Genomic DNA, 19,905 nt, shown 5'->3' on the forward strand with positions numbered 1-19,905 from the left:
CCTGCTTGCCGTTCGATCATGGGGCGATCAGAAACGCCAAGTCGCCTCGGCGCTCCAGACCTGCGTGTTCGCCGTGCTTCGACCGATAGTCGCATCGAAGCCGAAGCCGAGCGTCACCGGGCCGTCACCGATGGTCGCGCCGATGCCGACTTCGCCCCACGTCCGGTCCGCTCCGTCGACCACGAAATTCGCCGCTGGGCCGTTGCCGCGCACGAACTGGGCCGAGAGAAGCTGTGGGCCGTCTTCGAATTCCCAGACCATCTGCGCGGTGGCATTCACCTGGAACATCTCGCCCGACGTCTCGTAATCGAGACCGCCGCGAGCCTGTGCGCTGCGATAGCTTTCCCGATTGACCTGCAGGCCGAGCGGACCGCCCAATTCCTCGACCGAGGACAGATCGACGCTGGCATAGCGCGCCTCGACCCCGGGCGAGAGCGTGCCGATCCCGCTTTCGAGATCGTAGGATGCGCCGATCGCGGCGGAGAACAGGGTGTCGCTGTCATCGCTCGAAAGGGTCTGACGGGTGCCGAGGAATTCGACCCGGCGATCCGTCGTCAGGTTCATCGACCCCATCGTCACCTGACCATCGAGAATCAGGCCGCCTTCGCTGCGGTGGCGGGCATAAAGCGAGCCGGCAAAGGTATCGGCCTCTGCCTGCTGGCCAAGCGCGGTGTCGGCCTCGATCGAGGAGAACCAGCTGGAAACGCCCATCATGGTGCGTTCGCCGAGATAGAATTCCAGCCCGCCCGCGACATAGAGCCCGTCCATCTCGCTGTTGCCCCGATAGCCGGGCAGCGGATCGGCCTCACCCGAGACGATGCCGCCGGCAAGGAAGATCGCGACGTTTTCGGGCAGGTCGGCATCCATCACCTCGGTGTCGCCTTCGCCGCCCTGCAGCGCCATCGCACCGGCGCCGACCGGCTGGCCGAAACGCTGCACGCTCGCCTGCGTGGCTTCGAGCGGGGAGCCGATCTTGGCGATGGTACCGCCCGCTTGCGAACGGTCGGCGGTGCGAAGACGGCGGTCGTTGAAGTTCTGCAGCAGGTTGACCGATTGCTGGGTCAGCGAATTGACCGCTGCCTCGGCAACCGGCGCGAGGCCGGTGAAGGTCGAGCGGATCGTTTCGCTGTCAGCGAAGTCGAGCGCATAGATCTCGGACATATTGGCATTCGAGCGGTTCTGGTCGAACAGCTGGGCATAGGCCGACTGAACCGGGTCGCTCCCGTCGATCACGCTGGCATAGCTCGCCGCATCGATCTGCATCAGCACCGCATTCTCGGTGTAGGAGAAAGATTGGCTGAGGATCGCGGAAATCGTGGTTTCACTGAACGCACCGCTCACCCCGCCATCGGCAGTCAGGATCGTGTAGGTGCGGCCATTGCCGTTGACCTGGTTGGTGATCCCCTGGCCGATGCCGACGATGCCGCCGACATTGGCAAGCCCCGTAACCGCGAGCGTGTCCGAATTGCCTGCCGCGTCGATGTCGGCGAGCAGGGTCGCGCCAGAGGACATGACGAGATTGCCGTCGATCGTCAGCGTGTCGATGGTCCCCATCTCGCCCGGCGAGATCGCGCCCATGATGCTGGTGACGAAGGGGGCTTCGACCCTGCCGGCGCCCGAGAGCATGCCGGCAAACAGCGTGTAGTCGCCGATGCTGGTGATCGTGCCGTCGACAGCGACATTGCCGCCGAACTGGCTGACATTGATCAGCGAGGTGAGGTCGCCATCGGCATCGATCGCAAGCCCGGCTGCATCGCGCACGGTCAGGCGATCGATTTCGACCGTGCTCGAAAGCGTGGTCGTCCCCGTGCTGGCAAGGGTCACGTCGAAATAGCGTCCCTGCACGGCAAGGGCAGGATCCGCGCTGACTACGGGAGCGATGTTGTCGGGCACGAAGCCGCTCGCCCCGGGCAGACCGTTGGCGAGCGTCGGGGCGGGCAGGCCGGGAGCATTGTCGCCCTCCACCGCTTCGTTGGCGATTGCATCGCCGTCCGGCGCGGTTGCAGCCCGCCGGAACTCTTCAAGGTCTAGATCGACCCAGCCGCGATTGTTGTTTTCCGCCGCATTGCCACCCCGTTCGAGAGTGACCCAGCCGCGATTGTCGCGCACGGCGATCGAAGTGTCGTCGCCCGGAACAGCGGCGCTCGCGCCGCCGTCGAAAGTCGGCGTGGTTATTCCCGTCGCAAGATCGGTGCAGAAATCGCCCGGCGCCTCGATCTCGAAGCACACCGCGCCGAAATCGCCTTCGGTCCCGTCGAGGCCGAGTTCGGGCGTCGAGGGCAGGCCGCTGACGACCTCGCCATTTTCGTCGATGATGCGATAGGCCGGGTCGAGCAGGGTGACCCAGTGCTCAGAATCCTCCCACGCGCCGTCACCGCCCTTGGTGCCGACGTAGCGATAGGGATTGTTGGCCGCGATATACTGCCAGTACAGGAAAAGCGGCTGGTAGAAGCTCTGCGTGCCGATCGAGCTGAACGGAACGCCGAACACGCGCGAGCCCCCGGAAAGAAGCCCGATAACAAGGTCCTCGTCAGTCAGCGCGTTCGTGTCCGCATCGAGGATCAACGGGCCGCCGGAATCGCCGCCGGCCGTCGTGCCTTCGTTCGGGCGGGCATCGTCGCGCGAGACGTTGATGTCGAACAACGCTTCGGGGGAATTGCGGTCCTGCGCGTCAAAATCGGTGAAATAGAGGTTTTGCGGCACGACATCAGGCCCGGGCCCGAACAGGACCGCATTGCGATCGTCGATTGAGAAGAACCCGCCGAGAATGTTTTCTGCCGCGCGGCGGCGAAAATCGATGCCGAAGCTCGCTCCCGTTGTTGCCGTGCCCGTGCCGCCATAGCCCGCGATGTCGACGAAATAGCCCGTTCCGGTGACCGGGTCGATCGCGCCAGGGTCTGGCAGGGGAGAAAACAGCAGCGCCCAGGTCGGGATGTCGGCAGCCGGCGTGTCGAGCGTGGCGAGCGCGATATCCGCTTCGATGAAGCCGCCCGCCGCCGGGTTCGCCAGCGAACGCGGATCGTACTGGATCTGGCTGACATTGAAGACGGCGAGATCGGGATTGCTGGTAAAGGCATTCGCGAACCAGTCCTGGAAGCCGGGCAGCGCGTCGACATTGAAAGACCACGCTGCGGGCAGGCCGTCCGGACCATATTCGGAGGCATCCCTGTCATTGACGCAGTGCGCCGCGAACAGGACGGTACGCGGATTGATCAGCGAGCCGGTGCAGACCGAACCGTCGGCCCGAAAGAACATGCCGACCCCGTCGAATTCACCTTCGGTATCGATGATCTGGTCGGAATCGGTCGTTTCGTTCGGTACGACCATGAGATCCGGTGCGGAGGGCGCGTCCTGTGCCTTAGCGGGCGAGGCGATGCCGGCCGCGGCGAGGACAAACGGAGCGGATCCGGCCAAGAGGTCGGGGAGGCGCGATGTGGTTGTCATAATTCGACCCTGTTAATGCTCAATCGGTAAGAGTTAGAAATCTAACCCAATGAGTTTAAATGTAAATCCATGTCCTGCGTCGGGACTGACTTCTGCGACAATGTTGTAGAACTGTCACGATCGCGCGCACGAAAAAGGCCGCCCGGATTGCTGCCGGGCGGCCTCGTTCGCGTCCCTATGACAAGCGCGCGGGGCGCCGCTGCTGGGTCAGGCGCTGTAATACATGTCGTATTCGACCGGGCTCGGCGTGGTTTCGAGCCGCAGCTGCTCTTCCCATTTGAGCTCGGCATAAGCCTCGATCTGGTCGGTCGAGAACACGCCGCCCTTGAGCAGGAATTCGTGATCCGACTCGAGCGCTTCGAGCGCTTCGCGCAGGGAGCCGCAGACGGTAGGCACTTCGGCCAGTTCGGCCGGGGGCAGGTCGTAGAGGTTCTTGTCCATCGCCTCGCCGGGATGGATCTTGTTCTCGATCCCGTCGAGCCCCGCCATCAGCAGCGCCGAGAAAGCGAGATAGGGATTGCAGATAGCATCGGGGAAACGGAATTCGACCCGTTTGGCCTTCTCGCCCGCGCCGTAAGGGATACGGCAGGACGCCGAACGGTTGCGCGCCGAATAGGCGAGCAGGACCGGCGCCTCGAAGCCGGGGACAAGCCGCTTGTAGCTATTGGTCGTGCCGTTGGTGAATGCGTTCACGGCCTTGGCATGTTTGATCACACCGCCGATGAAGTGCAGGCAGCTTTCCGACAGTCCGGCATATTCATTGCCTGCAAAGGTCGGTGCGCCGTCCTTCCAGATCGACATGTGTGTGTGCATGCCGCTGCCATTGTCCTCCTTGATCGGCTTGGGCATGAAGGTCGCGGTCTTGCCATAGGCATGGGCGACCTGGTGCACGACATACTTGTAGACCTGGACCTGGTCGGCGGTCTTGGTCAGCGTCGAGAAGGTGATACCGAGTTCGTGCTGGGCGGCGGCGACCTCGTGATGGTGCTTGTCCATGTCGAGGCCCATTTCCATCATGGTCGAGACCATCTCGCCGCGAATGTCCATTGCGCTGTCGACCGGGGCGACCGGGAAATAGCCGCCTTTGGCGCGCGGGCGGTGACCCATGTTGCCGGCTTCGTATTCCTTACCCGTATTGGTCGGCAATTCGATGTCGTCGATCGCGTAGCCCGAACCGGCATAGCCGTCCTCGAAGCGGACATCGTCGAACATGAAGAATTCCGGCTCCGGTCCGACAAAGATCGTGTCACCGATGCCCGTGGACTTGAGATAGGCCTCGGCGCGTTTGGCGGTCGAACGAGGGTCGCGCTGGTAAAGCTGGCCGTCGGACGGTTCGACGATGTCGCAGAACACGGCGAGCATCGGGGTCGCCGAAAACGGATCGGTGTACACCGCGTCCATGTCGGGCTTGAGGATCATGTCGCTTTCATTGATGACCTTCCAGCCCTCGATCGACGAGCCGTCGAACATCAGGCCATCCTCGAGCGAGTCCTCGTCCATCGCGCTCGCCGCCATGGTGAGATGCTGCCATTTGCCCTTCGGATCGGTGAAGCGAAGGTCGACCCATTCGATTTCCTCGTCCTTGATCTGTTTCAGGACGTCTTTCACGCTTGCCATTGTGTCACTGCCTCCACTGGTTGTTGCTGGTGGTTGGAGAGGTACCCGCCGGGACGGCAGGCGAGGATCTTGAGCCGCTCAGATCGCATCGTCGTCGGTCTCCCCGGTGCGGATGCGCAATGCGGAATCGATCGTGCTGACGAAGATCTTGCCATCGCCGATGCGACCCGTCTCGGCAGCCGAGGCGATGGCTTCTACCACGCGGCTCGCCTGGTCTTCGGCCACGACCACTTCGAGTTTCTTCTTGGGCAGGAAATCGACGACATATTCGGCGCCGCGATACAGCTCGGTATGGCCCTTCTGGCGGCCAAAGCCCTGCACTTCCGTGACGGTGATACCGGACACGCCGATTTCATGGAGGGCCTCCTTCACCTCGTCGAGCTTGAAGGGTTTGATGATCGCCTCGATCTTTTTCACGTGATCCCCTGTCACTCGCGGCCCGTCATTCGACCCCGGCTCGCTCCGCTCAGGCGAAAGCGCAAGGAATCGGAACGTGTGCCTACGGAATTAGCAAGATTGTGACAGGCGGCGCAACAGGACTCGTGAACCTTTCGCAAGCTGCCCGAATTTTGGGCAGCAAGCCCGCTCACAGGCGCAATCCGGTGGTTTCGGGAAGGGCGCACATCAGGTTGAGATTCTGGATCGCGGCGCCCGATGCGCCCTTACCGAGATTGTCGAGCCTGGCGACGAGCCGCGCCTGCTCATCATTTCCGAAGACAAGCAGTTCCATGCAGTCCCGCGCGCCTGCGCTCTGCCGCAGAAGGATTTCGTCGGGAACGTCATCGGTTGGGTCCACCGCGATGACTTCGCCCTCGCGGTAATGCTCCCCCAGCGCCTCACGCAGACTGTCGATCGGGCCAGCGCCCTGCATGGCGGCCAGGGGTAGCGGCACGTCGACCACCATGCCGCGATGGGCCGGAACGACCGACGGCGAGAAAACCGGCCGGTGGACAAGGCCCGCATGGACCTGCATTTCGGGAAGGTGCTTGTGCCCGAGGGCAAGACCGTAGGCGCGAAAGGCGATGTCCCTGTCAGCCTCGAACCGTTCGATCAGGGCATGGCCGCCGCCCGAATAACCGCTCACCGCGTTGATGGTGTAGGGCCAGTCGGAAGGCAGCAGCCCTGCGCGCACGAGAGGCGCGACAAGCGCGATAAAACCGGTGGGATAGCAGCCCGGATTGCTGACGAAGCGCGCATTCGCGATCGCCTCGCGTCCGACGATCTCGGGAAAACCGTAGGTCCAGCCTTGCGCCACGCGATGCGCGCTCGAGGCATCGATTATCCGCGTGTCCGCGCCTTCCGCCAATTTCACCGCTTCGCGCGCGGCTTCGTCCGGCAGGCACAGGATAGCGACATCGGCTTCGTGGAGCGCGTCGCGTCGTGCGGCCCCGTCCTTGCGCCGCGCATCGTCGAGCACAATCAGCTCGAATTCCTCACGCCCCCTGATCCGGTCGCGGATTTCGAGCCCGGTCGTACCCGCCGCCCCGTCGATGAACACGCGCGTCGTCACGCGCCGCCTGTCTTTTCGGCGAGTTCGCCGACGCGGCAATAACCGCTGGGTCCTTCGGGCCCGAGACAGCCCCAGATCCACTCGCCAGCGCGGTCGAGCACCTCGAAGCGGGCACCGGCCGGGAGCGTAAGGAGCACTTCGCTGTCCTCATGCGGGAGCAGGCGCAGGTCGGCCCCTGACAAACCCAGAGTGCGGATCTCGGGAATGACGTAATGCGCGGCAAGGTGCCGCCCTGCGAGAGCGATATGGGCAAGGTCGCCGCGCAGCGGAAGCGTGCCGGGCGCGGGGCTTTCGACCGGGCCATAAAGGCCGAGCACGCCCGTCGGCACGCTGTATGCCGCAGGGCTTGTCACGCTGTCCGCTCGCGCGCCGTTCATCGTATTCGTCGCAATCCTTGCCCGGTCGGTAAGACGAGTGAACCCGCGCGCTTAGCCGCAAGCATAGCCCGGAGCAAGCGAGGCCGGACGGGGCATGGCCTGCGATTGCCCGGCCCGTCCGCTTGCCCCGACCGCTCGATGCCTGTGCCGGTCCCGTTCAGTCGGAATAGCGCAGCTTGAGCGCGTGCCAGCTCGCGCGCAGGCCAATGGCCCCGCCGCCCTTGGCCCGTCCAGGCTTGGCCGAAGGACGCCATGCGAAGGTATCGAAATGGATCCAGTCGATTCCTTCCCCGACGAACCGATCGAGGAAAAGGCCCGCGACGCTCGCCCCGGCGAACGGGTTCTGGTGGGCGTTGGAGAGATCGGCGATATCGCTCGACAGCCATTCGCGATAGCTGTCGGGCAGCGGTAGCCGCCAGGGCGCGTCGTCATTGGCCTTGCCCGCTTCGAGGAAAGCCTCCGCCGTTTCATCGCGCCGCGCCATCATCGCGGCGAAATCCGGGCCGAGCGCGACCCGCGCAGCGCCGGTGAGCGTCGCGAAATCGACGATCAGGTCGGGCTCCTCCTCGCTCGCCCGGGTCAGCGCATCGCCCAGGATCAGGCGCCCTTCGGCGTCGGTGTTGTGGATCTCCACCGTCAGCCCCTTGCGGCTTTTCAGCACATCGCCTGGACGAAAGGCGGGACCGGAAATCGCATTCTCGACTGCGGGAACAAGCAGGTGCAGCTGCACCTTCAGCCCCGCGCCCATGACAAGCCCGGCAAGCGCGATCGCATGCGCCGCGCCGCCCATGTCCTTCTTCATCAGCCGCATGCCCGTAGCCGGCTTGATGTCGAGCCCGCCCGAATCGAAGCACACACCCTTGCCCACAATCGCAAGCACCGGGTCGCCCTCCTTCCCCCAGGTCAGGTGCATTATGCGCGGCGCATGGTGGCGCGCGGCGGCACGGCCGACCGCGTGAACCATGGGGTATTCCTGTTCGAGCGTGTCGCCGCGCGTCACCTTGAGGCTCGCTCCATGCGCCTTCGCCAACGCCTCGCATTCCGCCTCGAGCGCTGCGGGGCCCATGTCCTCGGCCGGCGTGTTGACGAGATCGCGGACCTTCATCTCCGCTTCCGCCTCGGCCCGCAGCGCTTCCATCCGCGCGATTTCGGTGGTGAGCAGCACGCGCGGGCCGACCGGCTTTTCCTCTTCGCGGTAGCGGGTGAAGCGATATTGCGCCGTCATCCAGCCGAACATGGCAACGCCGGGGGCGCGGTCTTCGGCAAGACGATACGTCCCCCCGGGAAGCGCCTCCGCGAGCGCGGCGAGACACCAGCTCGACAGCCTTTCCGTATTCGCCACCCCGCCGACGGCGAAGAACCCGTCGCCATCGGGCACGATCCCGACCTGGTAGCCGCTCCCGTCGAATTTCTGCCCCGCGAGGCTTGCCCGCTGGCCAGCGGAGAGGGTCTTTGCGAAATCCTCGAAACCGTCCTTGTTGACGAGGTGGATGGGAATCGCGTCCTGGCCGCGATCGGGCTGGATCAGGTCCTTTGAATCGGTCATAAAGGGCTACTTAGTCGCGCCTTGGCGCATGTCACGTTTCAATTGGGAAGGGGCGTATTGAAGGGGGAGGCTGTGATGCGTGCTGTCTGGGTGGCGGGGGCGTGTGTTGCTCTCGTCAACTGTTCATCGCCCGAGGAGATGGGCGAGGCCGTCGGGCTCGATGACAGCGACATCGAGCTGACCGTGTCCTCGACAGCGGATCCGCGCGCGGTCAATTTCGAGGACAGTGCCGAAAGGGACGGCGGCACCCGCGATTTCACCTATGCCTGGCCCGCCGAGGTCTCTGCGATCCCCGATCTCGCCGCCCTGCTCGAGCAGCGGCGCGAGGCGGCGCTCGCCGAACAGAAGGCCGATTGGGAAGAGGCGCTGGCCGAATTCGCCGGGGAGGAGTGCACATCGTGCAAGTCGCGCGGCTACATCAAGGGCTGGGAAGTCACCGCCGACACGCCGCGTTTCCTTTCCCTGAAGGGCGAGGCGAGCCTCTACGCGGGCGGGGCGCATCCCAATTCCGCCTTCGACGCGCTCGTCTGGGACCGCAAGGCGGGCAGGGCGCTCGCACCGCTCAACCTGTTCACCTCGCCCGAGGCGCTCTGGCAAGCGGTCCGCACGCCCTATTGCGAGGGCTTGCTGGTGCTGCAGGAGGAACGGCGCGGGGAATATTTCGTGCCGCCCGAGGATCCGCTGGCCGAATGCCCGTCGCTGGACGATCTCGTCCTCGTGCCCGCCAGCAATGGCGGCGCGTCGGTGGATGAACTGCGCCTTCTCGCCGCGCCCTATATCGCCGGGGCCTATGCCGAGGGGCCCTATATGGTCCGCCTGCCGGTGACCGATGCCCTGCTCGCAGCGGTGAAGGAGGACTATCGGGGCGCTTTCGCCGCGCCGTAATCCGCCGCGCCAGGCCGGGACTCGCAACCGCGCCCGTCTCTCGCTATATAATCGGGATGACCGAATACCAGCTCGTCGACAGCAAGGACACCGTCTACCGCGACGGTACGATCAAGCTCCACACCGAGGAAGGCTTCGAAGGGATGCGCAAGGCCGGAAGGCTTGCCGCGACCATCCTCGACGAGTGCGCAGAGTGGGTGCAGCCGGGCGTGACCACGGAAAGCATCGACACGCGCATTCGGGAGATGATGCTCGATGCGGGCGCGGTTCCGGCGACGCTCGGCTATCGCGGCTACACCCATTCCTCGTGCATCTCGATCAACCACGTGATCTGCCACGGCATCCCCTCGGACAAGGTGCTGAAAGAGGGCGACATCCTCAACATCGACGTTACGCCGCTCTTGGACGGGTGGCACGGCGACACCAGCCGGATGTTCTTCGCGGGCGAGCCGTCGATCAAGGCGAAGCGATTGGTTGATGTCACCTACGAATGCCTGATGCTGGGGATCGACGCCGCGTCGAAGCCCGGCGCGCGGCTTGGCGATATCGGCGCGGCAATCGAAGCCCATGCGCGCAGCTTTCGCTACGGCGTGGTGCGCGAGTTCTGCGGGCACGGATTGGGGCGCCTGTTCCACGACGCACCCGAAGTCGTCCACGCGGCGAAGGCGGGCACGGGGCCGGAACTCAAGCCCGGCATGTTCTTCACGATCGAGCCGATGATCAACCTCGGCAAGCCCTGGGCGAAGGTGCTGGGCGACGGCTGGACCGCTGTAACGCGCGACAAGTCGCTTTCGGCGCAGTTCGAACATTCCCTCGCAATCACCGAGGACGGGGTGGAGATTTTTACAAAAAGCCCGATGGGTCGGGACAAGCCGCCATATTCTTGAGGGCGGACTTAGCCGGGAAATAAACCGCTAAGCCAGCGGCATTTTTTATTTTTGCCGGGCAACCGTTTTAGTGCTATCCCCAAAGAATGGGTTGCGTTCTGATCGACGAGCCCAGAGTCCTGTCTTGGCCGTTGGTCAATGGGGAGGATGCTTTGATATGAAAAATCTTATACTTGCTGCGACCGGGGCTTTGGCTGTCGTCTTGGCCGGACCCGCTTTGGCGCAATCCTTCACCTACGATGTCACATGGGAACCGGTGGAATCCGTGGGTGGCCTGACTGGTCGTGATGGGCCGCAGTATGGCGGTGGTTCCGTCAAGGGCACCTATGTGACAACGTTCGACGACGGCAATGTCGTCAATGGTGCGGTAAATTGCGTGGGGATGGACCAACCTGACGGAGGTGTCTTTGCAATTCATCTCACCTGCACCGCAAAAGACGAGCAAGGCACATACTCGCTCGCATACGGGTGCAATTTCCTCGGGGAGCCCGGCCCGGAGACGCCATTGGGATGCATTGGAGCGATGGAGGCCAGGGATGGCGACGCAAAGGGCACGCGCGGCGGTCTGACCATGCACTGGTACTCGAACGAGATGTCCGTGGGCACAGGTCAATGGTACACTGCTGAATAAACCAAGCTTTTACTGCTGGACAATTCATGGGCGGCCACGAAACCAAAGGTGTCGTGGCCGCCTCAATTCTGTTGAACCTGCGCAGACGACCTCACATAAACCACACCGCCAACACCCCCACCATCACCGCAATCACGCCGAGCGAAAAGCCGAGCATCCCGATCACCGGCTGCGACACGCGGCCCAGCACCTTCCATTCATAGCCGAGCGCGATTCCCAAAGTGATCGGCACCTGCACCGCGATCGCCACGGGATCGGGCAGGCCTGCCACCTGCACCACGCGCGCATAGGCCGGCGTCATCAGCGCCAGCGTCCCGATCAGCATCGCCTGCCGGTGCGCGTGCATGTCGAGCCTTCGGGCAAAATGCAGCGCGGCGAAATAGAGCGGGAGGAAGGTCACGAAGGCGGCGAGGTTCACCACCGTCACTTCCGGGCGGCCCAGTTCGCGGCCGATATTGACCGAGATGATTGCGCCCGAGACCGCCATCGCGCCTACCAGCGCCATCGAGGCGCGACCGAACGTCTTGTGCAACTCGAACCGATGCTCCGCCGCGAGCCAGGCCTGCGAGGCGAGGAGGCCGAGCCATGCGACCATGCTCGTCGCATGAAGCACCACGATCGGCGTGTAGCGCGCCTGCACCGCGGGCTCTGCAATCGCCTTGGCCGCGAAGGCGATCAGGGTGAAGCCTAGCAGCCCTTGCGCGATGCGGCTCAACAGCAGGTTCGAATGGCGATGGCTTTCGGGGGCGCGCATCAGTTCTCCCTCGCGGCGCGAATGGCGGCTCCGGCTGCGAAGGGCGCGATGGCGACCAGCAGCAGGCTTGCCGCTCCAACGAAGCCGAGGCTCGCCGGGTCCTGACGAGCCAGCGCTCCGGCGCCGAAGATAAGGATGGGGAGCGCCAGCGGGACCAGCAGCAGGCCCGACAGCGCCGCGCCCGAACGCAGGCTCGCGGTGAGCGCGGCGATGATGAGGCCGATTGCGGCCAGCCCCGGCGTGCCCGCCAGCAGCCCGAGCAGGAGCAGGTGCAATGTCGGCCCGTCCAGCGCCAGCAGCGCGGCCGCCGGGAAAGTTGCCAGCACCAGCGGCGGGCCGAAACTGAGCCAGTGGGCCAGCAGCCGTACCGCCATCATCGCCTCCTCGGACACGCCTCGCAGCCGCAGCTGGTCGAAGGTGCCGCGCTCGATGTCTTCTGCCACCAGTCGGTCCAACGGCAGGATCGCGGCGAGCAGCGCGGCGATCCACACAACGCCCCCTCCCGTGCGCGCGAGCAGGGCAACGTCCGGCCCCACCGCGAAGGGATAGAGCATTGCCACCGCAACGAAGAACACCACCGGCAGCGCCGCCCCTCCGCCAGCAAAGGGGAAGAATGTCGCAAGGTCGCGGCGGAGCAGGGCAGCGATCACGCGGGCTCTTCCCGCGGGGCAAAGTCCTCGAGCGCAAGTTTCCGAAGGCCCGGCACGGCGAGCGGCTGGTGCGATGCGATGAGAGCGATGCCGCCCTGTTCGAGATGTTCGGTCACAAGCCGCGAGACGGTTTCGATCGCCCCTGAATCGAGACCCGAAAGCGGCTCGTCGAGCAGCCAGACCGGAACGCCGCGGCCCACCAGCACGGCGAGCGCGGCCCGCTTCCTCTGCCCGGTCGACAGGAAACGCACCGGCACGTCGAGCAGGCTGTCCAGCCCCAGCCGCGCATGGATCGGCGCGGTGTCGTCAACGCCGTCGATCCGCGCCCAGAAACCGAGCGCGCGGCCGAGCGGCAGGTCGGGATCGAGCGCAGGGCGTTCGTCGACGAGGCCGACGCTGCCCGCCGACTCGATCTCTCCGGCATAGGGCCGCGAAAGTCCCGCCAGCGTGCGGATCAGCGTCGTCTTGCCGGTCCCGTTTGCACCGGTGACATGCAGCGCCTCGCCCGGCCTCAGCGCGAAGGACAGCTTCCGGAAAAGCAACCGCTCGCCCCGGCGGCAGGCGAGCGTGTGCGCGACGAGACGACTATCCGGCGGGAAACGGTCAGAACCTTCCATTGACCTCGTGCGTTAGGCAAAACACAGGGGCGCGACAAGCGACGAGAAATCCCAATCCAGCCACGCCAGACAGGGAGCGAAACCATGGCCGTATCCGAACTCGACGAAAACGACCGCAAGGCGCTTTTGCAGGATCATCCCGAATGGGAACTGATCAATGACGGCAAGGCGATCCGGCGCACTTTCCAGTTCGACGATTTCTCGCAGGCCTGGGGCTTCATGAGCCGGGTCGCGCTGATCGCCGAGGCGCAGGACCACCACCCCGAATGGTTCAACGTCTATGCCAAGGTCGAGATCACGCTGACGACGCACGACGCGGATGGCCTATCGGTGCGCGATGCGACGATGGCGCGCGCGATCGATCGGTTGGTTTGATGGCGCAACCGCTTGGGCGGGTGTGCCATCCTAGCTCATACGGCCTGCCGCCCGGGTGGCTCCGGCCGCCTACGACTCCGCGGCGGGCGCGCGGTCGCGCTTGCAGCGGCTACGCCGCCGATTGTTCCGCGTCGCCTAATATCTCTCGCTATTTCCCGAGTAACGCCGTGCCCGCGCGATTTTGCTTTCGGACCTTGTTCGGGAACCAGCGCTTGGCGAAATTCAGGCGGCGGGCGGTCTTGCCCACGAGGTAGTGCAGGTCCTCACCATGGACCGCATTCCAGACGGCCTGGGCCACTTCTTCGACCGGCGTGATCTCGAGGCCCGCCGCCTTGACCCGGTCGCGCACCATTTCGTTCGAGCGGCGATTGCCGGTCCCGTCCAGGAGCGGCGTCTCGATGAAGCTGGGGCAGATCGAGGCGACCTTGATCCCGTCCGCCGCCCATTCGGCATCAAGGCTTTCGGCGACCCCGCGCACGGCGAACTTGGTCGCGGAATAGACGCTCATGCCCGTGCCGCCCGCAATGCCCGCCGCGCTCGCGATGTTGACGAGCGCCGATCCGGGCGCGGTTTCGAGCAGGTGTGGATGGGCCGCCTGCGCGCCGTAGAGCACGCCCTTGAGATTGATGTCGAGACAGCGGTCGATCTCGTCGGTGTCGAGTTCGGCAAGCGGGCCGCCCGTGCCGATCCCGGCATTGTTGACCACGACATCGATCCGGTCGCCCGCTGCGGTGCGAAAGGCAGCCAGCGCCTCGTCCCATGCGGCGCGGTCGCGCACGTCGAGCCGGTGGGCATATTTGAACCCGCCAGGGATCAGTCCGAGCGTGTCCTCCATCCCCTGTTGGTTGACGTCGCCAATGCCGACGAACCATTCGCGCTCGCCGAAATGGCGCGCGATGGCCCGGCCGATGCCCGACGCCCCGCCGCTGATGAAAATGCTGCGCCGCTGTGCCATCCGATCCCTCTCTCATGAATAGCGTTTCCTAACTGCCTATAAGGGCCGGCGGACTTTGTCAGCCCGGTTCAGCCCGGCACACTCGCAAGCCCTTTGACGTGCTCCTCGCCCTCCACGATCTGGGTGGTCGACGGCTCGAGCACGTCGCCCAGCGGCTCGGCCCGCCCGCCGAGACATTGGGCGAGGAAGTTCTCGGCCAGGGCGAAAAAGGCGATGGAGTTTTCCGGCCGGGCAAAGCCGTGGCCCTCGTCCGGGTAGAGGACATAGGTGACGGGTATCCCCGCCTGCTTCATCGCGCCCACGATCTGGTCGCTTTCGGCCTGTTTGACGCGCGGGTCGTTGGCCCCTTGCGCGATCAGCAGCGGCTTTGCGATGCTCTCGGCCTTGTGGAGCGGGCTTGCCGCGCGCAGCAGCGCGAGGCCTTCCTCGGTATCGGGATTGCCCATGCGTTCGTGGAAGATCTTCACCATCGGCGCCCAGTAGGGCGGGATGGTCGAAAGCAGCGTTTCGAGGTTCGATGGCCCGACGATGTCCACCCCGCAGGCAAAGACGTCGGGCGTGAAGGCAAGCCCGGCAAGCGTCGCATAGCCGCCATAGGAGCCGCCCATGATCGCGACCTTGTCCCTTTCGGCGATGCCCTGATCGATGGCCCATTCGACCGCATCGATGAGGTCGTCATGCATTTTCAGACCCCATTGCTTGTTGCCGGCATTGATGAAGTCCTTGCCGAATCCGGTGGAGCCACGGAAATTCACCGAAAGCACCGCATAACCGCGATTGGCGAGCATTTGATGGACCGCGTCGAAGCCGAAGCTATCGCGTGCCCAGGGGCCGCCATGGACCAGCAGCACCGTCGGCAGCGGGCTGTCCGGGCGCCCGCTGTGCGTCCCGTCGCTGCCCGGCGGAAGCGTGAGATAGGACGGCAGCGTCAGCCCGTCCCGGCTCGCGATTTCGAGCGGGTGCATCGGCCGGAGCGGCGCGCCTTCGAGTTCGGGGCGCGAGACGTAGAATTCCTCCAGCGTTTCCGCGTCGCGGTCGAATATGAAGGTGCGCACCGGCGCGGTCAGCGGATCGTTCCACACGATCCATGTCCGGTCGTCATCGGTGCGGCTGGAAATGCCGAATTCCCCCTCCAGCCGGTCTCCCAGCCATTCGAGCGCCGCTCGGATCGCAGGGTCGATCGCGGTCCATTCGGTAGTGAGATATTCGACCGAATAGGCCTGCACCTTTCCGGTTTCCTGGTCGCGGATCGTGCCGCCGATATCGGCCTTGTCGTCCTGTGCGACGAGGGTGCGCGCGCCGGTGGCGGTGTCCTGCGCATAAAGGGCCGCTGTGTTCCGCCCGCGGCTGTCGAGCCAGTACAGCACCGACCCGTCGGTGGTGTATCCGGCGGGCGTCGTCGTCAGCGAATCCTCCATCGCCGTCGTCTCGAACGGTTCGTCCTCGACCCGGCCGTCGTCGAAGCGGAAATAGTCGGTCCCGCCGGCCTCGTTCTGGCGCATCGCCATGCGCAAGGTGAGCGTGTCGTCGGCCATGAAGCCGGCGAAGGAATGGTTTTCGTAGACCAGTGTCAGGTCACCCGTATTGAGATCGAGCCGGTAGACATCGTGGAACTGCGGATCGCGGTGGTTGAGCCCGACGAGGATCCGGTCCTTGATCGTCTCCGACGCGCCCACGATTTGCACACGGGTATGCTCGAACGGGGTCAGCGTCGTCTCCTCGCCCGTTTCGAGATCGATCCGGTAGAGCAGGAAGTTCTCGTCACCGTCCTTGTCCTGGACATAGAGCAGGCTTTTGGCATCGCCCGGCCAGAAATGCTGGCGGATCGGGCGCGCGGTCGCTTTCGTCATCGCTCGCGCACTCGCCGGATCGTCGGCCGGCGCGAGCCAGATGTTGAGCACGCCCTCGTAAGGCGCAAGCCAGGAGAGCCACTTGCCGTCCGGGCTGATCTTGCCCTGTGCGCGGGTCGGATTGCCGAACAGCGCCTCGCGCGGGATGATCGGAAAAGTGTCGGCTTCGGGCATGGTCTCTTCCCTTTTTGGTGTCGGTTGCGGGGCCATGTATGCGCCATGCGCCCGATTGCCAGAGGCGGTTTCGACGAGCGCGCTACAGCGCCGGATTGGCGTAGAAGTGCCAGGTGAAGATCGCCATGGCCCCGCGATGCGGTGCCCAATCCTGCGCGATTTCGCGGGTCCGTTGCTCCTTCGGCCGCTCCCCCATTCCGACAAGCCGCCGCACCCCTTCCTGCACGGCAAGGTCCCCTGCGGGCCAGATATCGGGGCGGCCTTCGGCGAAGAGCAGGTAAATCTCCGCCGACCAGCGCCCGATTCCCTTGACCTGCGTGAGCAGGGCGATCGCCTCCTCGTCGTCTTCGGGCAGGGCATGAAGGTCGATTGCGCCCGCCTCGACCAATTCGCACAGCGAGCGGGCATAGCCCTGTTTCTGGCGCGACAGGCCGCAGGCGCGCAGCGCGTCGAAATCGCGCGCCAAGAGCTCGCCGGGCGCGAAATCCGCGCCGAGTTCGGACTCCAGTTTCGCCCACATCGAACTCGCCGCCGCGACCGAGACCTGCTGGCCGACGATCGTGCGCAGCAGGGTGCGAAAGCCGCGCTCGCGGATGCGCGGGGCGGGATAACCGACGCGCTCGAGCTCGCGCGCTACCCGTTCGTCGCTCGCGGCGACATCGTCCAGTGCGCTTCGCAACTGCCTTTCGCTCAGCCCCATGCCGCCTCGCCCACTCTCAAATCCCCTAACTTGCTTCGCGCGGGAAACTCGCCTAGCAGCCCGCGAGTTTCCCGAACAGCGCGGGAGCCTTGTCCCGCGCTCCCATTCGAACGGCAGGAGAACGAAAGCCCATGCCCAAGCTGGTCGTCACCAATCGCGAAGGCGAAACGAGCGAAATCGACGTCGAGGACGGTCTGACGGTGATGGAAGCCATCCGCGACAACGGCTTCGACGAATTGCTCGCGCTGTGCGGCGGGTGCTGTTCCTGCGCGACGTGTCACGTCCACGTCGATGCGGGCGCGATGGACAAGCTTCCCGCAATGAGCGAGGACGAGGACGACCTGCTCGAAAGTTCGGATCACCGCACCGAAACCTCGCGCCTGTCGTGCCAGATTCCCTTCACCGACGCGCTCGACGGGCTCAAGGTCACGATCGCGCCCGAGGACTGAGCGCGGTTTAGGGGACCGATCGGTGTTGCGGGCGGGGCGATCCCGCCCTAGGTCACGTGTCATGAATATCACGGCGCCCATCGGCGACACGCTTTCGCTCATCGGCAACACCCCGCTCGTCCGGCTTGCGGGCCCCAGCGAGGCGGCTGGCTGCACCATCTGGGGCAAGTGCGAATTCGCCAATCCCGGCTCCAGCGTGAAGGATCGCGCGGCGCTCTACATGATCCGCGGTGCGGAAAGCCGCGGCGAGCTTGCGCCCGGCGGAACGGTGATCGAGGGGACGGCGGGCAATACCGGGATCGGCATCGCGCTGGTGGCGAATGCTCTGGGCTATCGCACCGTGATCGTGATGCCCGACAACCAGTCGAAGGAGAAGATGGACACGCTGCGCGCATTGGGCGCCGAGCTGGTCCTCGTTCCCCCGACGAAATATGCCGACCCCAACCACTTCCAGCACGTATCGCGCCGCATGGCGGAGGAGACCGAGGGCGCGATCTGGGCCGGGCAGTTCGACAATATCGCCAACCGCAAGGCCCATATCGAAGGCACGGCACAGGAGCTGTGGCACCAGACCGAGGGGCGGATCGACGGTTTCACCTGCGCGGCGGGGACTGGTGGCACGATCGCGGGCGTGGGTATGGGGCTCAAGGAGAAGAACCCCGATATCCGCATCGCTCTCACCGATCCGCATGGCGCGGCGCTCTACAATTATTTCGCGCATGGTGAATTGAAGGGGGAAGGGTCCTCGGTCGCCGAAGGGATCGGGCAGGGCCGCATCACCGCCAATCTCGAAGGCGCGCCGATCGACACGCAGTTCCGCATTTCCGACGAGGAAGGCCTCGTCTGGGTGGAGCGCCTGCTGCGCGAAGAGGGGCTGTGCCTCGGCCTGTCCTCCGGCATCAATGTGTCGGGCGCGATCGAACTGGGCCGCCAGCTCGTCGCCGAAGGGCACGAGGCCCCGCAGGTCACTACGATCCTGTGCGACACGGGCTTTCGCTATCTTTCTACGCTCTACAATGCCGAATGGCTGCGGTCCAAGGGACTGCCGGTGTTCGAATGGTTGGAAGGCGGCACGGCGGCGCACGAAGACTCGCGGTCATGAAGATGCGCAGGCTCTTCGCCGTGGAACCCCCAGGATCGGGCGAGGACCCGCCCGCGGGCGCGCCGCTCGGGGGAACGCGCACGGAGGCGATGCAGCGGGTGCAGGTCGGCGTGGTCGGCATCTGCGCCATGATCCTGCTGGTCGGGCTTGCCAGCATCATCGGCAGCCAGGCCGACCTCGTCGAGGAGGCCGCCGTGCCCGATGCTGCCCCCACGACCGAGCCGAGCCCCGCACCGCAGCAGCGCGACCCGCTCGCCGATGCGGGCGTGGTTCCGCCGACCGAGCCCGAGCCCGACCTGCGGCCCGAGCAAGCGTCGGACCCCCATATGCGCCCCGGCCCCGCGCCCGCCAATGGCCCGGTGCCGGGTCCGGCTCCCAACGACGCAGGGACCCCGTGATCGCCCGTCCGGCGCGGAGGCGGCGACGGGCGCACGGATGAGCGGCCCGAGTGCCCGGCCTTTCCTGATCGGCGGCCTGCTTGCCGCGCTCGCCGCGGCTTTCGCCCTGCTGCTGCCACGCCTGTTCCTGCCCGGTGGTTCGCCCGATGCGTCAGCCCCGCGCCCGGGTGCGGCTGCGCCCGCGGCGGCGGTGCGCCCCCGCCTTGGCCTTCACACCGGACTGCCGCTTTACCGCCCGCTCGGGCTCGGCGTGGCCGAACTCGCCCGGGGCGAGGGCGCGGTGCCGTGGCAGAGACGCGCGCTCGAGCGGACCTACGATCTCGTCCCGCTCGATACGCTGGCGCCGGCCGAAGGGCCGACGGGCGAGGGCGCGGCAAACGATCCGCTGGAGGATATCGGGCGGCTCGCCGTGATCCAGCCGCGCGGGCTTTCCCCGGCCGACAATGTCGCGCTAGACGATTGGGTGACCGCGGGCGGGCGACTGCTGCTCGTGCTCGATCCCGCCCTGACCGGTGAATACGACCTGCCGCTGGGCGATCCGGGCCGGCCCAATACGCTTGCGCTGATCCCGCCGGTGGTGGAGCGTTGGGGTCTCGAGGTCGCCTATGTCCCCGGGCAAGAGGCGGTCCCGCACTTCGCCGCGCATCCCGATGGCACGCTGGCCCTGATGCTCGCGGGCGAGATCCGCGCCGGGCCGGAGCGGGCGGCCTCCTGCATTGTCGCTGCCGAAAGAGCGCTCGCCCGATGCCTGGTGGGCGAGGGTAGTGTCACCCTGCTCGCCGATGCAGCCCTGTTCGAGCATGAGGACCTCGCGCGCGAGGCGGGGCAGGGCGGCTCAGCGATCGGGGCGCTGCTCGATTTCGCCTTCGCCTGCGCGCGGCCCGGGGACGATGCGGGAACGCTGCCCCGCTGCACCGGGGATGATGCGGGAATCGACGGGAAATCAGGCCCTGACCCCCCTTAAGTTGATAAAAGTCATTCGGG

General features: G+C 65.5%; 20 protein-coding genes. 8 read left to right on the forward strand and 12 right to left on the reverse strand.

Features of this window, described 5'->3' with window-relative positions; translation table 11 throughout:
• Positions 1-27: 27 nt before the first annotated feature.
• The 6 genes from RIB52_RS14520 to RIB52_RS14545 all read right to left on the reverse strand — a co-directional run bounded on the left by RIB52_RS14520 (position 28) and on the right by RIB52_RS14545 (position 8,494).
• Positions 28-3,444, reverse strand: a complete 3,417-nt coding sequence (locus RIB52_RS14520) for an autotransporter domain-containing protein (RefSeq protein WP_350176798.1) — start codon at positions 3,442-3,444, stop codon at positions 28-30.
• Between the two features lie 207 nt (positions 3,445-3,651).
• Positions 3,652-5,061 (reverse strand): type I glutamate--ammonia ligase, encoded by a 1,410-nt coding sequence (gene glnA, locus RIB52_RS14525; RefSeq protein ID WP_350176800.1) that lies wholly within the window; start codon positions 5,059-5,061, stop codon positions 3,652-3,654.
• Positions 5,062-5,139: 78 nt separating this feature from the next.
• The gene (locus tag RIB52_RS14530; protein ID WP_350176802.1) at positions 5,140-5,478 is read right to left on the reverse strand and encodes a P-II family nitrogen regulator; all 339 of its coding nucleotides are present in this window, start codon (positions 5,476-5,478) and stop codon (positions 5,140-5,142) included.
• A gap of 169 nt (positions 5,479-5,647) precedes the next feature.
• On the reverse strand, positions 5,648-6,571 hold the full coding sequence (gene argC / locus RIB52_RS14535) for an N-acetyl-gamma-glutamyl-phosphate reductase (protein ID WP_350176804.1): 924 nt from the start codon (positions 6,569-6,571) through the stop codon (positions 5,648-5,650).
• Entirely contained in the window at positions 6,568-6,948 is a 381-nt protein-coding gene (locus tag RIB52_RS14540; protein ID WP_350176806.1) for a hypothetical protein, read from the reverse strand. The genes argC and RIB52_RS14540 overlap by 4 nt, the downstream gene beginning before the upstream one ends.
• Before the next feature lie 157 nt (positions 6,949-7,105).
• Positions 7,106-8,494, reverse strand: coding sequence for a leucyl aminopeptidase family protein (locus RIB52_RS14545; RefSeq protein ID WP_350176808.1), 1,389 nt, complete (start codon positions 8,492-8,494; stop codon positions 7,106-7,108).
• A gap of 72 nt (positions 8,495-8,566) precedes the next feature.
• On the opposite strand from RIB52_RS14545, the gene RIB52_RS14550 reads away from it, so the two are divergent.
• From RIB52_RS14550 to RIB52_RS14560, 3 genes are all read left to right on the forward strand, one after another.
• Positions 8,567-9,379 (forward strand): polysaccharide deacetylase family protein, encoded by an 813-nt coding sequence (locus tag RIB52_RS14550; RefSeq protein ID WP_350176810.1) that lies wholly within the window; start codon positions 8,567-8,569, stop codon positions 9,377-9,379.
• A 56-nt stretch (positions 9,380-9,435) separates the two neighbouring features.
• On the forward strand, positions 9,436-10,266 hold the full coding sequence (gene map / locus RIB52_RS14555) for a type I methionyl aminopeptidase (protein WP_350176812.1): 831 nt from the start codon (positions 9,436-9,438) through the stop codon (positions 10,264-10,266).
• Positions 10,267-10,423: 157 nt separating this feature from the next.
• A complete protein-coding gene (locus RIB52_RS14560; protein WP_350176814.1) occupies positions 10,424-10,897 on the forward strand; it encodes a hypothetical protein in 474 nt (157 codons plus the stop codon).
• A 91-nt stretch (positions 10,898-10,988) separates the two neighbouring features.
• Here RIB52_RS14560 and RIB52_RS14565 read toward each other — a convergent pair whose 3' ends face one another.
• Genes RIB52_RS14565 through ccmA form a run of 3 tightly spaced genes read right to left on the reverse strand, consistent with a single transcriptional unit; the run spans position 10,989 to position 12,918 of the window.
• Positions 10,989-11,651: a hypothetical protein gene (locus tag RIB52_RS14565; protein WP_350176816.1), complete on the reverse strand. Its 663-nt coding sequence runs from the start codon at positions 11,649-11,651 to the stop codon at positions 10,989-10,991.
• Positions 11,651-12,301: a heme exporter protein CcmB gene (locus RIB52_RS14570; RefSeq protein ID WP_350176818.1), complete on the reverse strand. Its 651-nt coding sequence runs from the start codon at positions 12,299-12,301 to the stop codon at positions 11,651-11,653. The genes RIB52_RS14565 and RIB52_RS14570 overlap by 1 nt, the downstream gene beginning before the upstream one ends.
• The gene (gene ccmA, locus RIB52_RS14575) at positions 12,298-12,918 is read right to left on the reverse strand and encodes a heme ABC exporter ATP-binding protein CcmA (protein ID WP_350176820.1); all 621 of its coding nucleotides are present in this window, start codon (positions 12,916-12,918) and stop codon (positions 12,298-12,300) included. Before ccmA ends, RIB52_RS14570 begins: the two co-directional genes overlap by 4 nt.
• Before the next feature lie 84 nt (positions 12,919-13,002).
• Between ccmA and RIB52_RS14580 the strand changes: the two genes are divergently transcribed.
• Positions 13,003-13,293, forward strand: coding sequence for a 4a-hydroxytetrahydrobiopterin dehydratase (locus tag RIB52_RS14580; protein ID WP_350176822.1), 291 nt, complete (start codon positions 13,003-13,005; stop codon positions 13,291-13,293).
• Positions 13,294-13,441: 148 nt separating this feature from the next.
• Here RIB52_RS14580 and RIB52_RS14585 read toward each other — a convergent pair whose 3' ends face one another.
• From RIB52_RS14585 to RIB52_RS14595, 3 genes are all read right to left on the reverse strand, one after another.
• Positions 13,442-14,248, reverse strand: a complete 807-nt coding sequence (locus tag RIB52_RS14585) for an SDR family oxidoreductase (RefSeq protein ID WP_350176824.1) — start codon at positions 14,246-14,248, stop codon at positions 13,442-13,444.
• A gap of 68 nt (positions 14,249-14,316) precedes the next feature.
• Positions 14,317-16,272 carry a S9 family peptidase gene (locus tag RIB52_RS14590; RefSeq protein WP_350176826.1) on the reverse strand — a complete coding sequence of 652 codons (1,956 nt, stop codon included), beginning with the start codon at positions 16,270-16,272 and terminating at the stop codon, positions 14,317-14,319.
• Between the two features lie 82 nt (positions 16,273-16,354).
• Positions 16,355-16,972, reverse strand: coding sequence for a DNA-3-methyladenine glycosylase family protein (locus RIB52_RS14595; protein ID WP_350176828.1), 618 nt, complete (start codon positions 16,970-16,972; stop codon positions 16,355-16,357).
• A gap of 131 nt (positions 16,973-17,103) precedes the next feature.
• Here RIB52_RS14595 and RIB52_RS14600 point away from each other — a divergent pair, with 131 nt between their 5' ends.
• From RIB52_RS14600 to RIB52_RS14615, 4 genes are all read left to right on the forward strand, one after another.
• Positions 17,104-17,421, forward strand: a complete 318-nt coding sequence (locus tag RIB52_RS14600) for a 2Fe-2S iron-sulfur cluster-binding protein (protein ID WP_350176830.1) — start codon at positions 17,104-17,106, stop codon at positions 17,419-17,421.
• Between the two features lie 61 nt (positions 17,422-17,482).
• Positions 17,483-18,523 (forward strand): cysteine synthase A, encoded by a 1,041-nt coding sequence (locus RIB52_RS14605; protein ID WP_350176832.1) that lies wholly within the window; start codon positions 17,483-17,485, stop codon positions 18,521-18,523.
• Positions 18,520-18,921 (forward strand): hypothetical protein, encoded by a 402-nt coding sequence (locus RIB52_RS14610; protein WP_350176834.1) that lies wholly within the window; start codon positions 18,520-18,522, stop codon positions 18,919-18,921. Before RIB52_RS14605 ends, RIB52_RS14610 begins: the two co-directional genes overlap by 4 nt.
• Before the next feature lie 37 nt (positions 18,922-18,958).
• Positions 18,959-19,885 (forward strand): hypothetical protein, encoded by a 927-nt coding sequence (locus RIB52_RS14615; RefSeq protein WP_350176836.1) that lies wholly within the window; start codon positions 18,959-18,961, stop codon positions 19,883-19,885.
• The last annotated feature ends 20 nt before the right edge of the window (positions 19,886-19,905 follow it).

This window comes from Erythrobacter sp. (genome assembly GCF_040217515.1).
GTDB lineage: Bacteria > Pseudomonadota > Alphaproteobacteria > Sphingomonadales > Sphingomonadaceae > Erythrobacter.